This is a genomic window from Tenacibaculum sp. Bg11-29 (assembly GCF_002836595.1).
GTDB lineage: Bacteria > Bacteroidota > Bacteroidia > Flavobacteriales > Flavobacteriaceae > Polaribacter.
Genome location: NZ_PJBB01000003.1, coordinates 1,055,000 through 1,070,794, shown reverse-complemented (window position 1 = coordinate 1,070,794; position 15,795 = coordinate 1,055,000). Strand labels below are relative to the sequence as shown.

18 protein-coding genes are annotated in these 15,795 nt (G+C 30.1%); all 18 read right to left on the bottom strand.

The genetic code is table 11. The annotated features are described in order from the left end of the window. Positions 1–61: 61 nt before the first annotated feature. The 18 genes from CXF68_RS04820 to CXF68_RS04735 all read right to left on the bottom strand — a co-directional run bounded on the left by CXF68_RS04820 (position 62) and on the right by CXF68_RS04735 (position 15,739). The gene (locus CXF68_RS04820; protein WP_101043227.1) at positions 62–604 is read right to left on the bottom strand and encodes an energy transducer TonB; all 543 of its coding nucleotides are present in this window, start codon (positions 602–604) and stop codon (positions 62–64) included. 94 nt (positions 605–698) lie between these two features. Beyond that, positions 699–1,559 carry an ATP synthase F1 subunit gamma gene (atpG, locus tag CXF68_RS04815; RefSeq protein ID WP_101043226.1) on the bottom strand — a complete coding sequence of 287 codons (861 nt, stop codon included), beginning with the start codon at positions 1,557–1,559 and terminating at the stop codon, positions 699–701. Positions 1,560–1,629: 70 nt separating this feature from the next. Beyond that, on the bottom strand, positions 1,630–3,210 hold the full coding sequence (gene atpA / locus CXF68_RS04810; RefSeq protein ID WP_101043225.1) for a F0F1 ATP synthase subunit alpha: 1,581 nt from the start codon (positions 3,208–3,210) through the stop codon (positions 1,630–1,632). A gap of 21 nt (positions 3,211–3,231) precedes the next feature. Then, positions 3,232–3,789, bottom strand: a complete 558-nt coding sequence (atpH, locus tag CXF68_RS04805) for an ATP synthase F1 subunit delta (RefSeq protein WP_101043224.1) — start codon at positions 3,787–3,789, stop codon at positions 3,232–3,234. 8 nt (positions 3,790–3,797) lie between these two features. Continuing rightward, a complete protein-coding gene (locus CXF68_RS04800) occupies positions 3,798–4,295 on the bottom strand; it encodes a F0F1 ATP synthase subunit B (protein ID WP_101043223.1) in 498 nt (165 codons plus the stop codon). Positions 4,296–4,386: 91 nt separating this feature from the next. Beyond that, positions 4,387–4,578, bottom strand: a complete 192-nt coding sequence (locus tag CXF68_RS04795; protein ID WP_064966800.1) for a hypothetical protein — start codon at positions 4,576–4,578, stop codon at positions 4,387–4,389. Between the two features lie 45 nt (positions 4,579–4,623). Beyond that, positions 4,624–5,745 (bottom strand): F0F1 ATP synthase subunit A, encoded by a 1,122-nt coding sequence (gene atpB / locus CXF68_RS04790; protein WP_101043222.1) that lies wholly within the window; start codon positions 5,743–5,745, stop codon positions 4,624–4,626. A gap of 139 nt (positions 5,746–5,884) precedes the next feature. After that, a complete protein-coding gene (locus tag CXF68_RS04785; protein ID WP_101043221.1) occupies positions 5,885–6,265 on the bottom strand; it encodes a DUF6168 family protein in 381 nt (126 codons plus the stop codon). A gap of 2 nt (positions 6,266–6,267) precedes the next feature. Continuing rightward, on the bottom strand, positions 6,268–6,489 hold the full coding sequence (locus CXF68_RS04780; RefSeq protein ID WP_101043220.1) for an AtpZ/AtpI family protein: 222 nt from the start codon (positions 6,487–6,489) through the stop codon (positions 6,268–6,270). Next, a complete protein-coding gene (locus CXF68_RS04775; protein WP_101043219.1) occupies positions 6,458–6,865 on the bottom strand; it encodes a polymer-forming cytoskeletal protein in 408 nt (135 codons plus the stop codon). Before CXF68_RS04775 ends, CXF68_RS04780 begins: the two co-directional genes overlap by 32 nt. Before the next feature lie 19 nt (positions 6,866–6,884). Further along, positions 6,885–9,113: a tetratricopeptide repeat protein gene (locus CXF68_RS04770; protein ID WP_101043218.1), complete on the bottom strand. Its 2,229-nt coding sequence runs from the start codon at positions 9,111–9,113 to the stop codon at positions 6,885–6,887. A gap of 180 nt (positions 9,114–9,293) precedes the next feature. Beyond that, a complete protein-coding gene (locus CXF68_RS04765; RefSeq protein ID WP_101043217.1) occupies positions 9,294–9,989 on the bottom strand; it encodes an ABC transporter ATP-binding protein in 696 nt (231 codons plus the stop codon). Between the two features lie 11 nt (positions 9,990–10,000). Continuing rightward, positions 10,001–11,479 carry a DUF5687 family protein gene (locus CXF68_RS04760; protein WP_101043216.1) on the bottom strand — a complete coding sequence of 493 codons (1,479 nt, stop codon included), beginning with the start codon at positions 11,477–11,479 and terminating at the stop codon, positions 10,001–10,003. A 115-nt stretch (positions 11,480–11,594) separates the two neighbouring features. Next, a complete protein-coding gene (locus CXF68_RS04755) occupies positions 11,595–12,095 on the bottom strand; it encodes a DUF1761 domain-containing protein (RefSeq protein WP_101043215.1) in 501 nt (166 codons plus the stop codon). Positions 12,096–12,189: 94 nt separating this feature from the next. After that, on the bottom strand, positions 12,190–13,182 hold the full coding sequence (locus CXF68_RS04750; protein ID WP_101043214.1) for a DUF4837 family protein: 993 nt from the start codon (positions 13,180–13,182) through the stop codon (positions 12,190–12,192). A 34-nt stretch (positions 13,183–13,216) separates the two neighbouring features. Beyond that, on the bottom strand, positions 13,217–14,740 hold the full coding sequence (locus CXF68_RS04745) for a lytic transglycosylase domain-containing protein (protein ID WP_101043213.1): 1,524 nt from the start codon (positions 14,738–14,740) through the stop codon (positions 13,217–13,219). 7 nt (positions 14,741–14,747) lie between these two features. Beyond that, positions 14,748–15,509, bottom strand: a complete 762-nt coding sequence (locus CXF68_RS04740) for an exodeoxyribonuclease III (RefSeq protein ID WP_101043212.1) — start codon at positions 15,507–15,509, stop codon at positions 14,748–14,750. Next, positions 15,509–15,739: a hypothetical protein gene (locus CXF68_RS04735; protein WP_101043211.1), complete on the bottom strand. Its 231-nt coding sequence runs from the start codon at positions 15,737–15,739 to the stop codon at positions 15,509–15,511. Before CXF68_RS04735 ends, CXF68_RS04740 begins: the two co-directional genes overlap by 1 nt. Positions 15,740–15,795 lie beyond the last annotated feature (56 nt).

Genomic DNA, 15,795 nt, shown 5'->3' with positions numbered 1-15,795 from the left:
AAAAAAGCGAACTATAAACAGTTCGCTTTTTTTAAAATAATCTTTATTCAATAATTTATAGTTACTCTACATTAAATGTTATAGGTAAAGTATAACCAACCTTAACGGGTATCCCCCTATGTTTACCTGGTTTCATTTTAGGGAGCAACTTAACAATTCTAATAGCTTCCTCTTTTAATTTTGGATGGGGCGCTCTAGTATTAATACTCTCGACAATACCATCTCTTCCAATTTTGAATACTACATAAAGTCTTTTTCTTCCAGAAGAAAGGTCACCTGAAGTACATTGTTCTTCTTTCTTACCTGTCTTTTTATTTATAACAATTTCTTTTTCTAAACATTTAACCAAATCAATATCAAAATGCTTCTGAACATGTTTAGTTATCATTGAGTTAAAACATTTTTTTCTTTCATTATTTGTACTTAAACCATCGCAATTAGGGTGAATAGGAGCTTCTTCTATAAGAGCAAAAGGTACATCAGATATTACTTCTTCACTCTCAATTTCAACTTCTTCAATCTCAATTTCAACTTCTTCAATTTCTTCTTGAGAGTAAGCAAAAAAGCTAGATAATAATAATAATACTAGTAATAAATTTTTCATAGTTTTTTAATTTTATGCCGTAAATATAAGTTTTTATATCAAAAAAAAAGCGAATCATTACTGATTCGCTTTTTTTATAACATAAATTATTTTCTTAGTTTTTCAATGCCTCTGCACCACCAACAATTTCTAGAATTTCATTTGTAATTGCTGCCTGACGTGCTTTGTTATATGTTAATAATAACTCATCACGTAGTTCAGTTGCATTATCAGTTGCCTTATGCATTGCAGTCATACGAGCACCATGTTCTGAGGCATAAGAATCGCGAATTGCTTTGTATAATTGTGTTTTTAATGATTTAGGGATTAACGCTAAAACAATTTCCTCTTTTGAAGGTTCAAAAACATAATCTGAACTAATACTTTCGTTACTTTCAATTGGCTCAATTGGTAAAAATTGCTCTAATTGAGGTAATTGCGTTGCAGCGTTTTTAAATTGATTGTAAACAAGTTCTATCTTATCGTAGGCACCAGTTACATATAAATTCATTAAATTATCTGCAATTTCTGCTACATTATCAAAAGTTAAATCATCAAAAATATCATTTCTATTTTCGATAACATTGTGTTCTTTTGATAAAACATCATCTCCTTTTTTACCTATCGTAAACAAATCAACAGTAACTCCATTGTATTTCTCATCGATAGCTTTTATTGTTCTTTTAACAATAGAAGAGTTAAAGCCACCACATAAACCTCTGTTAGAAGTAATTGTAACCAATAATACCTTTTTTACTTCTCTTTGTGTTGAATATTCTCCACTAGCATCACTATCTAAAGTGGCGCTTAAGCTTTGTAATAATTCAGTAAGCTTAGATGAATACGGACGCATTGCTGTAATTGCATCTTGAGCTTTCTTCAACTTTGCAGCCGATACCATTTTCATGGCAGAGGTAATCTGCATTGTTGATTTTATAGAAGTAATTCTGTTACGTATTTCTTTTAAGTTCGCCATACGAATTGGATTGATTATTAAATATTAAGTATTGAAAATAATTTTCAATACTTAATATTAAAGTCTATTGTTAAGCTGAAAATTTAGCTGAAATTTCTTTTGCAGCTGCTGTTAAAGTATCTGTTACTTCTTCAGTTAATTTACCTGCTTTTAAAGTATCTAGAGTATCTCTATGCTTAGCATTTAAATAATCTATATAATCTCTTTCAAATTCTTTTACCTTGTTAACTGGTACTTCTTTTAACAAGTTTTTAGAACCTGCATAAATGATTGAAATTTGATCTTCTACTGTATAAGGATCGTTCTGTGCTTGCTTTAAAATTTCAACATTACGTTGACCTTTAGAAATCACATTCATTGTAGCAGCATCTAAATCTGAACCAAACTTAGCAAACGCTTCTAATTCACGATATTGTGCTTGATCTAATTTTAAAGTACCTGATACTTTTTTCATTGCTTTAATCTGAGCGTTACCACCAACACGAGATACAGAAATACCTACGTTAATTGCTGGACGAACACCAGAGTTAAATAAATCTCCATCTAAGAAAATTTGTCCATCTGTAATCGAAATTACGTTTGTTGGAATATATGCTGAAACGTCTCCTGCTTGTGTTTCAATAATTGGCAATGCAGTTAAAGAACCTCCACCCTTTACAATTCCTCTTAAAGAATCTGGTAAATCATTCATTTCACTAGCAATTTTATCATCATTGATTAATTTTGCAGCACGTTCTAATAATCTTGAGTGTAAATAAAATACATCTCCAGGATATGCCTCACGTCCCGGTGGTCTTCTTAATAATAAAGAAATCTCACGGTAAGCAACAGCTTGTTTTGATAAATCATCAAATACAATTAAAGCTGGTCTACCAGTGTCTCTGAAAAATTCTCCAATTGCTGCTCCAGCAAACGGTGCATATACTTGCATTGCTGCAGGATCAGATGCATTAGCTGCTACAATTGTAGTATAAGCCATTGCTCCTTTATCTTCTAACATGTTAGCAATAGCAGCTACTGTAGAAGCTTTCTGACCAATTGCAACATATATACAATAAACTGGTTTCCCAGCATCATAAAATTCTTTTTGATTTAAAATGGTATCAATAGCAACTGTTGATTTACCAGTTTGACGGTCACCAATAATCAACTCACGTTGACCACGACCTACAGGAATCATTGCATCAATAGATTTAATACCAGTTTGCATTGGCTCAGTTACAGGCTCACGATAAATAACACCTGGAGCTCTACGCTCTAAAGGCATTTCGTAAGTTGTTCCTTCAATAGGACCTTTACCATCAATAGGTTGACCTAATGTGTTAACAACACGTCCAACAATACCTTCTCCAGCTCTTAAAGAAGCAATTCTTTCTGTACGTTTTACAGTAGATCCTTCTCTTACACTTGTTGAAGCTCCTAATAATACAACACCTGCATTATCATCTTCTAAGTTTAATACGATACCTTCTAATCCGTTGTCGAATTCTACTAATTCACCGTATTCTACATTAGACAAACCATAAACACGAGCAATACCATCACCTACTTGTAATACAGTACCTACTTCGTTTAACGTTGCTTTCGCTTCGAAATTTGTTAATTGTTCCTTTAAAATTGCTGAAACTTCAGCTGGTTTAATTGCTGCCATCTTATTTCTTTTGATGTATAATTAAATTTGAGGAATATAATGACTATTGTCAAATTCTCTTCTTAGTTGACTCAGTTGATTAGAGATACTTGCATCATATTGCACATCTCCAACACGTAAAATAAATCCTCCTAAAATAGTTGGATTTACTATATTTTCTATACCTGCGCTATTTCCTGTAATTTCTACAATCTTAGCCTGTATTTTATCTTCTAGTTCTTTTGTTAAAGCTACTGCTGTAGTAACTTTAGCAACCTGTATATTTTTATCGTAATCGTAAATTATAGAGTATTGCCTAGCAATAACTTCTAATATCATCATACGTTTATTTTCTTCTAATAAGTTAAATAAACCTTTTATGATAGTATCTACTTTTTCTCCAAAAAGTGCATTTAAAACCTTACGTTTATCTGCTGCTTTAACTACAGGACTTTTAAGCATTCTTTTTAAGTCACTACTTCCTGCAATAGTACCTGCAATAAACTTCATGTTATCGTTTACTAAAGAATCGTTATTTGTTTCTTTAGCTAGGTTTAATATTGCTTTTGCGTAACGTAATGCTGGTCTTGCTCCTTTCATCTACTTAATTAGTTTAAAGTAACTTCTTTTAACATTCCTTCAACAAGCTTTAATTGCTCATCGCTAGATGTTAATTCTTTTCTTACTAATTGTTGTGCTATATCTATTGATAAATCAGCTACGCTTTTCTTTAACTCAGCAATTGCAGATTGTTGCTCTTGCTTTATTGTTGCTTTAGCATTTTCTATCATAAGAGAAGTTTGCTTTTGTGCTTCTTCTTTAGCTTCAGCAAGAATATTTTCTTTAATATCACGAGCATCTTTCATCATTGCATCTCTTTCTTCTCGTGCTTCTTTTAATAATCTATCATTATCAGCTTGTAAATTTTGCATTTCTTTACGAGCATTCTCAGCTTGATCTAATGCATTTTGAATACCTTCTTCTCTCTCATTTAAAGCAGATAGAATAGGCTTCCAAGCAAATTTCATCATTAAAAAAATCAAGATTAATAAGATAAAAGCTTGCATTGCAAACAACCCTATTGAAAAATCATTAAAAATTTCCATATTACTTAATTTTGTGTTTTTTTTTATTGTTTAATAAAACACTTCTGCAACCAACCGTTGCAGAAAGTGTTTCTTTTAACTTCCTGGATTATTATCCTAAAAGTAAAGCACCGAATGCTAAACCTTCTAATAATGCTCCAATAATAATCATTGCAGTTTGGATTTTCCCAGCTGCTTCAGGTTGACGAGCAATAGCTTCCATTGCGCTACCACCAATTTTTCCTAATCCTAATCCTCCTCCGATTACGATTAAACCTGCTCCTATTAAATTAAGACCTGTCATAATAATTGATTTATATTAAATTAAACAAAATTTTATTCTACTTTTCTAATGATGCTCATGCTCTTCAACAGCCATACCAATAAACAATGACGATAACATTGTAAATATATAAGCTTGTAAGAACGCTACTAAAACTTCAATCAATGTCAAAAACAATGTTAAGAAAACAGAAATACCTGTAGCACCTGCTGTTCCAAATTTTGCTTTTAATGTTATCATTAAAGCTGCAATACCCATTACTACGGCATGCCCAGCTGTAATGTTCGCAAATAAACGAACAAATAATGAAAATGGTTTTGTTAGCATACCTAATACTTCAATAGGTGCTAAAACAAACTTCATTAACACTGGTACACCTGGCATCCAAAAAATGTGCTTCCAATAATCTTTATTCCCTGAAAACTGAACTATAATAAAGGTAAACAATGCTAAACATACTGTTACGGCTAATTGACCTGTAACATTAAATCCTAACGGAGTTAACCCTAGTAAATTAGACACCCAGATAAAAAAGAAAACGGTTAACAAGAACCCCATAAATTTACGGTAATGTTTCTCTCCTATATTTGGTCTTGCAATTTCATCTCTAACATATAAAACTAAAGGCTCCAATACTCTTGCAAAACCTGTTGGAATTGCACCTTTCTTATACCCTTTAGCTAATGATCTAAAGCCAAAAATCATTAACAAACCTACTAACAACATTCCAAACACACTCTTTGTAATAGAAAAATCTAATAACTTATGTGCCTTTATCGGATGATGCTCTTCATCAAAAGAAACTGAAGTAGTTCCTTCTTCTAATTCGTAAATTTTACTATGTACTTTAGCTAATTTAACACCTCCTGCGTCTACAACAACATGGCCATCATCATTGTGATGAAATGCTGAAGACATAAAGGTCTTTAACCCTTTACTTGTCCAAACAATCACTGGCAAGGGAAAACCAATATGCTTTCTCTCATTTGCATCATTTGTATATGAAAACAAAGAGAAATCATGCGAATCTGCTAAGTGATGCTTTTTATAAGCTTCTATTTCTTCTTTTGTGTTTATACGACCTCCATCTTGTGAAATCGGATCTCCTCCATCAGCAAAAACTGAAAAAGAAGTAAAAACTATTGTAAGTAATGTTAAAAACTTGATAGATTTTTTTGCTATCATCATATCTTTAATTTGAATATACGATTAAGGTCTGTAAATTTCCGTGCAAAGGTACATATTGTAATTAAAACTACAAACCGTTTTTGACCTTAGTTTTTTGATAATTTATCATCAAGCTAAAATAGTCAATAAAAAAAGTGAACTACTTGCTATTCAACAACTTTGAAACAGCTATTGCTTCTGTTATTAAAAAAATAAATAATGGAATTACCAAGGATACTCTTTGAGATTTTGCAAGTTCATCACCTGCAAATACAGAGTCTTGAAAAATTAAGACAAAAAAACCAATTTTTAAAAGCATCAAAGCTAAATAACCATAGCCCGCTTCATTGGGTAATTTGCTAGCAATAAGTTCTAGTATTACATATACTAAAGCTGTTGCGATTACATGAAATAGATATACAAAAAACAAAGAAAAAGGTAGTATAACATCTCTTATACTTAAAAAAAAATTGTGTGAAGTATAACTCACTGCGAATAGTAAAACTAAAGCTGTGATAAAATACAAAATGCGTTTAATCATTATTACTTGGATATTTTTGAAACTTGACGAATTACAGAAAACATTGCTAAAAAAACTGCTGTAAGTGTACATATTTTAGAATACAACTCTACATCATTTGGAAACTTATAATCTAACCATTCGCCTAGTAAATTACCAAGATAAATGGTTAAGCCCATTTGAAAAGCAATACTAGTAAACCGAAAGTATTTATTAAGCGGTTTTTTCTTTGCCTTTTTGCTCATTATTTTTCATTTCTTTTACGGCTCCTTTCATTGAACAAGTTGCATTAAATGAAGCACCTGGCTCTACTGAAAGCTTACCTATAATAACATCTCCATTAATATTTGCTGAAGTTTTTACAGTTAATGTATTTGAAACTATTAATTCTCCAGAGAATTTACCTTCAATATCGGCATTTGTACACTCTACCTTACCTTTAATAAATCCTGTTTCTCCAATAATAACCCTACCATTGGTTTTAATGGTTCCTTCTAAAGTTCCGTCAATTCTAAAATCACCTTCTGAAATAATCTCTCCAGAGATCTGTGTGTTTTTACCTACTATATTTCTTTCTGAAACTTTATTCTCATTTGTTTTCTTACTTTCTTTACTAAACATATTTAGGGGAATTTGGGTTTTACTTCTTTAACTGTGCTAATATTTCTTTCGCCTTTACACCTTCTTCTTTATTTGCATAACCAATTGCAACGAATTCTAATGCTTTTTTATAGAGATCTCTACTTTTGTACTTCCCTATAGACAGAGCCTTTAAAAGTGCAAATTTAGGGATTAATTTCGAATTACTTGAAGCGATTGAAAAACTGTCTATCTCACGTACAGTTTCTTCAAACTTATTTTTTTTATATAAATAATAAACTTCTTTATATTTATTCAAAACGACATCTTCTTTTTTCGCTGTTGTTAATTTTTTAGTAGGGTTTACTATTACTTGAGCAAAAGTAGTTTCCGGGTACTTATTTAAAATAAGATTCTTATATTTTTTTGACTTCTCAACATTATTCACATCAGTATATATTTGATATAAATGATAGCTTATTGACAGCTCTAAATCTGTATTTAATTGCTCTTTTTGAAAACGCTCTAAATTTTTAATTGCAAGACTCGTATTTTTGAACTGCTCTTTATAAATTAAGCCTAATTGATATAAAGCGTCATTACGTGTTTTAGTTAATTTAGTTATTACATTTTTATCTGTTGGTATTTCATCTAAATACGTACTTAACTCATATCGTTTGTTTACAACAGGCTCTGTAGATTCTTCTACAATATCGTTGCTTATACTTGTCGATTTATCTGATAATCTCCAATTATCTTCTAAAGGACGCGTACCCCATGTTTTTTGAAAATCAGCTTTACCAAAACCTAAGGCTTGGGTATTATAAAAATACCATTTCCCTTTGTTACTTTTATTGTTTATTGATGTTCCACCACCAAAAGAACTTCCAAAATTTTGAGCATTTAATAACAACTGTTGTTTTTCTTCATCTTCTTTCTTTATCTTCTCTATGTAATTTTCAAAGAACAATGTTCGTTCATCGACATTCATAGCAACTAATTTAAGAATGCTATCATTATCTTTAACAAGATCTTCATACTTTCTTAGAGTAGTTAACCCTCTGTTTTTTCTTCTAACCCTTCTAATTCTTTTCTCTTGATCAAACTCTTTTGAAGTCGCTTGTAAAACACTATCGTAATATGAACCTGCCAATAAATATGCTTCTTTATCAAATGCAATATTACCTAACCGTTCATAAGCATATGTTTTTTGATAATTATTATTATTTTTCGCTTGTAATGATTTCTTAAAATACCCAATAGCTTTGTCTGTATTGTTTCTTCCTACTTCTAAAACTCCTGCTTGATAATATAAAGCGTTTAAAAACTTACGATTATCCGAATTTCTAATTAGCTTTTTTAGTTTAGCTAATACGACTATAGATGCTGAATCGTTTTCAGTATTTTTAGCCATTTCAATATTTGCTCGAATACGGTATTTATAAGGCGCTTTTTTAGTACTTGCTAATTTATTAAATACTACTCTTGCAGAATCTCTGTAATTTAACTCGCTATAGATTTGCCCTAAGACAAACATATTACGTGCAGACTGTTCTTTATTCTTAAATATTTTTGACGCTGCTGTTAAATGTGCTATTACTTTTTGAATCGTATCTGTTTTTTGATACGCCATTGCCATTGCAGTGTGAGCTTGTTCTCTTATTACGTCAGGTAGTTCTTCTTCGTTTTCTTCAACTTCCAACAAAAACTTTAAAGATTCTATTGCTAGTTTTTCATTATCTAAACGAATATTCGTTTTTGCTCTCCAAATTTTTGTCTCATTAATTAAACTTGCATTGGGATAATTTGCTATGATATAGTTAAAAGATTCTATTGCAGGAATAAAACGTTGTGTATAATATCTCGATTTTCCTAGTAATAAATAAGCATCGTCAATTTGGCGATTTTTCTCATATCCATTCACATTCATTGAATGTTTTTGAATTGCTTTTACCGCTTTTTCTTCCGCTTTATCAAATAATGTTAAAACTTCAACCTCCTCTTCTTCTTCATCGTTAAAACCAGTACCAGGTTGTATTGCAGATAATACTATCTCTTTTTCATCAAAAGTAATTGGTTCTAATTGTAAGCGCTTCCAAAAGTTATCTTTATGTTTGTTTTCAACCTCTTCTAAACCCTTTAAATATGCTTGCTCTCCATTAAAAAGTATGTTATACTTTGTAGTTAGTGCATGAAAATTTCGATTTAAAAAAGCATCTTTTTTTACGCTACATGAATACACAATAGCTAAAAGAAGATTGAAAACTAAGAATTTAGATAGTTTTTTCATATAGTTATGCTTTTACTGTACAACAGTAATATTAATAAGTTTATTGTACGTAAAAGCGTAAAAATAGCAATAAAAAGATAATTTTTAGGCACCTTATAAGATTTAAAATATGTCTAGGCTATTAAAAAACACATTTACTCTTGCCTTTAACTTTTTTTTAGCCTGTATAATTTATTATATTTAAACAGAAAAATAGCTTTCTAATTCTTTTAAAGTTTCTGGTGAAGTATTAATATCTTTTACCAAATTACCTTTATCTAAGACAACTATTCGTTCACAAACATCAGTTACATGGCTTAAATCATGACTAGAGATTAATATTGTAACTTCTTTATTATCTGTTAAAGATTTCAACATATTTTTTAATCTAATTTGAGTTGTTGGATCTAAATTAGCAAAGGGTTCGTCTAAAATTATTACTTGTGGGTTTCCCATCATTGCAGCTACAATTCCTGCTTTTTTTTGATTTCCTTTACTTAGATCTCGTAAGTACTTTTTCTTTCCTAAAATCTCATCATTAAAAAATTCTTTAAACTTACTTACAAACGCTTTTACATCGGCTTTATTCATCCCTCGTAAATCACCAATAAATTCAAAATATTCTTGAGGTGTTAAATATCCTATTAAAAAAGATTCATCAATAAAAGAGCCCGTAAAGGTTTTCCAATCTTCACTTTTATTTACTACAATTTTGTTATTTACTATTTCACCAGTAGTCGGACGGATTAAGTCTAATAAAATATTAAAATATGTTGTTTTACCTGCTCCATTATTCCCTACCAAACCAAAACTTTGTCCTTTTGGAATTTCTAGACTTTCAATATTTAAAACTTGAGAGGCTCCGTATTTTTTTGTAAGATTTATTGTTTGTATCATAATTTCTTGTATTAATTTTCTTGATCAAATGCGTTAATCATAGCATATTTTTTGGCTACATAAGTTTTTGTAATTGCTTTCATTAATTTTTCATGAAGTACAATACCTGTTAATCCTAAAACGATTAAAACTGTAATTGCTACTTCAAAATTTACCAACCAATTTACGAATGCAAATAATGCCATAGGAACTACCATTAGCGGGATACCTATTAACCACTGAACTGCTCCTGTTCCTTGATAATTAAAAGCTGCTTTTTGATCTAAATTTATTTTTTTTCGATTAAACGAACCTCCATACATAATTACATGTGAGTTTACACCAATATTGTAAATAGCAGCTGCAAAATGTGCTACTAAAATTTTCCACCCGAAATACACATAAGGTATTCCTAAAACAAACAAGATTATTACACTAATGGCCATTAAGGTGAACTTAGATTTTAAATAACGTTCATATTTAAAATTCTGACTCATTAGCATTTTGTAATAACCACTATCCCAAGCAGGAATAAATTGACCAAAATTAATTAAGAATGCTCCTGTTGAAAATATACCTATAAACGCAAAAAAGAATTCTTTATCGGCATATTCTGGCTGAGGGTAAAAGAATAAACCATATAGAAGACCTATCACTAAAATTGGCAAGGTTGATTTTGATCGTTTATTTCTCATTAATAACTTTAAATCTAACTGCATAAATGGTGCAATATCACCAAACCTATTTGTCCAAGCCAAATCTGTAGGCTTTGCTTCTTCTATTTTTGTATCTACAGCACTATCAACATATAATTTATTTTTTAAAATAATGTAATTGTAATAATATAGAATTATTAGAATTGCTATTAGTACAAGTATTAATACTGGGTTTTTAGTAATTGCTAAAATTCCATTAGATACTAACTCTGAAAAAGAAACCAGTTGAAAATAATCTAATGCAAAAATACTTCCTGAAATAGCTATTAAGGGTAAAAACGACAGATCAGTTTTTGCTGTCAAATTTTCAATAATAAAATTTAAAAAATTTACTATTAATACAATTATCATTAATGAAACTACCCAAACAACTGTTTCTGTAATATCATAGCCTTCTAATACTAAATTGACACCAAAAGGGATAATAGCAAAAAGCGGTAAAAAATTAAAAAAAGATATTGCTGATTTACCTAAAACATAATTTACAATTTTACTTCTTTTAATAGGTAATGTTAATAATGGTTTTACTGTTATAATTGGTAATTTCTGAAGGAAAAAACGCATTATTAAATCTCCTAAAACCCAAAAGAATAAAAAACTATTTACTATTAAAAAAGGGTCTTGGTCTGGAAATATCTTCTGAACTCCTTTAAATAAAAAGAACCCGATGAGTAACATGTATGCTAACATAATTAATCCAAAAAAACCTAAAAGAATTTTAATTCCAATGCTTTTTTGCCAATAAGAAGATCGAAAATATTGTTTCCATTCTAAATTAAAAAAATGTGTAATCATTTGGTTAGTTATTAATTGATTGTTTATAAGTATGTTTCGTTAACTATTTGTTACATAAAAAAAGCATCAATTTTAAAAATTGATGCTTTTTACATATTGTATATACATTTGTTACTTACACCCATTGACAAATTACACCTCCCATTAAAGCTAGTGTTACAACCCAATATCCTACATTGATTGCAACATATTTAAAGCTTTTTCTTTCAAATAAAGATTTTGTTCCTATAATTGGCAATACAAAAAACAAACCCGTTATAACTCCATGTAATGCTCCGTGTTTAAAAGTTCTAAAACGGTCACCAAAATTACTCATAAACTCTTGAAAATACGTAAATCCTTTTCCAGATCCATTCATAAATTCTGGTTCGCCTGCTAAAGTTTGATAAACTCCAAATTGATGTATCACTAAAAACTGCATAAAAAAAGCAATTAATAAACTAAATACAAAACTAAGCCCAAAGATTAGTAACATATTGCCACCTTCTAGATCTTTCTTAGTAAAATTCATTTCTTTCATCCATTTGTCTTGAAATAACATAGGGCCATACCAAAGAAATCCCATAATCATAGGAATAAAAGCTGCACCTAAAAGTGCTAAATAGTTTGTTTCCATTATAAAAAGTTTATAGTTAATCTACTCAAATATAACGAAAAAGCATCAACTAAAAAGTTGATGCTTATAAGTAAACTCATAATTAAGGTTACAATTAATTTATTTTCATTGATTTTGCAATGGCCTCTAATTCAAAAAGAAAATCACGTTTATTAACAGATGGTGCGTATGTAAATCCTTCAAAAATTACTAATCGATTATTCTTTTTATCGATTATAGTATAATTGATAAAAGGACCTGCCATAAAATCGTTTTTAACTTCCCATTTACCTCTTGTTTCGTAAGCTTTTTTACCATCAATTTCAGCATCAAAAGTAAATGGTGTATATGCCTGTTCTGTAATCATATACATTCCTTCTTTACTACCAGGTATATACTTTTTACCTATTGTATCACGTACAGCTGTAATATTATCCGCAATTTTATTTTCATCTTCTAATGGGATACTATATATTAAAATATTGTTAGTACCATCTCCTCTAGCGATACCACTTTTTAAATGCTGACGAAACCAAATAAATTCACCTGTATCTTCAACTAATCTATATCTTTTTGGAATATCTAATGTTAATCCTATGCTTTTAATTGTTTTAAATTTAGTTTCATCTATACGGTCTTTTTTAAAGAGACGTTGTGTAAACCTAATATCCTCATCCTTAAACAATTTAATAATTTCTTTTCCTCTTTTGTTTAAAATTTTTAATAAGCCCGCTTCATCTTTAGCTGTAGCATGAACTATAATTTGAGGTGTCGCATATCTATTTTTCTGTACAGTAATTCCTTCTTTTACACCTCTTTTAAGAATTAAAACAGCTTTTCCATGTCGCATAAAACTACTAAAACCAACTGGGTCTACCTGACTTACTGACAATAAGGTTTCTGGTTGTGGTAAACCAACTTGATGCTCACCAAATACAGTACGTATTGCATCTCCTATTTTACCATCCCAATCTGCTCCTTTGGTTACCACCATTATTCTATTGGTATTCCCATTAGACGTAGGTAAAGTATAACTGTCTTTATCATCACCAGTTTTACATGATATTACAAAGAATACCAAAACAAGTATGGTTGCTATTTTCCTCATGTTTTTTATTTTTTTATAATGTTTAGTAGTATTTTTAGCCTTTAAAAATTTTAAGCTTCATTCCTGGCTTTAGACTTTTTACACTCCAAATATTGTTCCATTTTTTTATTTGCTCTATAGAAACTGACGGGTATTTCTTAGAGATTGTCCATAACGAATCTCCATTTTGCACAACATAAACCTCATGCTTTCCTGTTGGAAGTTTATATTTCTTTTTAGGCGCTTTCTTTGTCTTAACCATTCTTTTAGGATAAATACTTAAACGTTGTCCTATTTTTAAACGGTGACTTCTCATACCGTTCCAACGTTTTATATCGCTAACTCTTACCCCAAACTTATTAGCTATTTTACCTAAATAATCACCACTACGCACTTTATAGCGTGTACGCCTATCCATCTCAAAATACTTTGGTAATGGTTTCTCTCTTTTGTTATCATCTTCATTAGCTAAAAAATAGATATCCTTCTCTTTATCAAGAAACTCTATCATGCTTCTTCGAGGCAATCTAACTGCGTAATTTTTATCTTTTACATACGGAATAACATCTAGCTTATACGATGGATTTAAGAATGAAATTAACTCAGCGTCAATCTTCGTTTTTTCTGATATTTGATCGAAGCTAATTGTTCTTTTTATTTGAACAGTATCAGTTTCAAAATGAAAAATATTTGGTGCTTTAGGATAAATTCCATGTTCTTCTGCATGCTCAAAAATATACATTGTTGCATAAAACGCTGGTACGTATCCTGCAGTTTCACGAGGTAAATACGGACGAATATTCCAGTAATTTCGGTAACCTCCTGATCGTTTTATTGCTTTTGAAACATTCCCTGGTCCTGAGTTATAAGCAGCTAAGGCTAAGTCCCAATCCCCAAAAATTTTATATAATCTACTCAAATATTTACAAGCAGCTATTGTTGCTTTTACAGGATCTTGACGCTCATCAACATACGAATTAACTTTTAAGTTAAATTGAATTCCTGTACCATACATAAACTGCCATAATCCAGTTGCTCCTACTCTCGATTTAGCAGCTGGTCGTAAAGCCGACTCTACAATCGCTAAATATTTCATTTCTAACGGAACATCAAATTGATCTAAATACTGCTCAAACATCGGAAAATAATACTGTGCTCTTGCCATTAAAGCAGGGTAGTATTTTTTACGATATTTTAAATAACTATTTATTACTTTTTCTAATGCAGGGTTATATGCTAAATGAAATGGTGTTTTTAAGTTTAATTCATTTAATCGTTTTTTTAATAAATCGGTAGAGAGTATTGTTGTTGTATTACCAATAATATCTTTATCACTAATTACATATTGAATACTATCAAAAAGCGATGAATTAAATTTTTCTTCAATTAATAAACTATCAATAATTTTTAAATCAGTATCAGAAAACAATTCCGCTACTTTTTTTGGTTTAATAGCGTCTTTTACTATTAAACTTGAATCGATAGCTATTGTTCTATTTTCTTTCTTTACAGAAATACTATCTGTTGTTTGCTGAGCGAAAAAAGAGGTCGTAAAAAGTAGTAATAGTAAGTATCTCATTTTTTATTTATAAGTCTAATTCAACAACAATTGGGCAATGATCTGAATGTTTTGCTTCGGTTAAAATATATGCTCTCGCAATTTTACGCTGTAATGGTTCAGAAACCATTGCGTAATCTAAACGCCATCCTTTATTATTTGCTCTAGAGTTTGCTCGATAACTCCACCAAGAATATTCTTGTCTTTCTGGATTTAAGAATCGAAAACTATCAGTAAATCCACTTTCAATAAACTTAGTAAGCCATTCTCGTTCTTCTGGCAAAAAACCAGATACTCCTTTCATTTTTGGATTATGAATATCTATTGCTTCATGACAAATATTATAATCTCCACAAATAACTAAATTCGGAATCGTTTTTTTTAACTCAGCTGCATATGCTAAGATCTCATCCATATAATTAAACTTATAATCTAACCTAGTAGCGTTTGTACCTGATGGTAAATACATACTCATTACAGAGACTTCATCAAAATCTACACGAAGGTTTCTACCTTCAAAATCCATCGATTCAATTCCTGTTCCATATTCAATATGTTTAGGCTCTTCTTTACAAAAAATAGCTACTGATGAGTATCCCTTTTTTTGTGCTGAAAACCAATAATGGTAAGGATAACCTGCATTTTCAAACTCCGTTACATCTAACTGTTCTTTATGTGCTTTGGTTTCTTGAATACAAATCACATCTGGATTAGCAGATTTTAACCAATCTATAAATCCTTTTTTTAAAGCGGCTCTTATTCCGTTTACGTTGTATGAGATTATTTTCATTAATCTAGAAATATTGGTTTTTTAAAAAAAATCCACGTTAATTGCTTCTTTTCTCCTGATTCTGTTTGAATTATTTTTTTTCTTGGTGATAAAAAATATCCTAAAGCAATTGCTACTGCTATTCGAACCCAATCTGGCTCTACATGGAATACTCTATCTAGAACTAACAAGAAAAATACTGTTAAAATAGGGTAAATAATTCTATGAATTTTCTTTATTATTTGTAACATTTAATATAAAAAATGATATTAGAAATACTAACGCGTGATATATTTTTTAAAAAAAA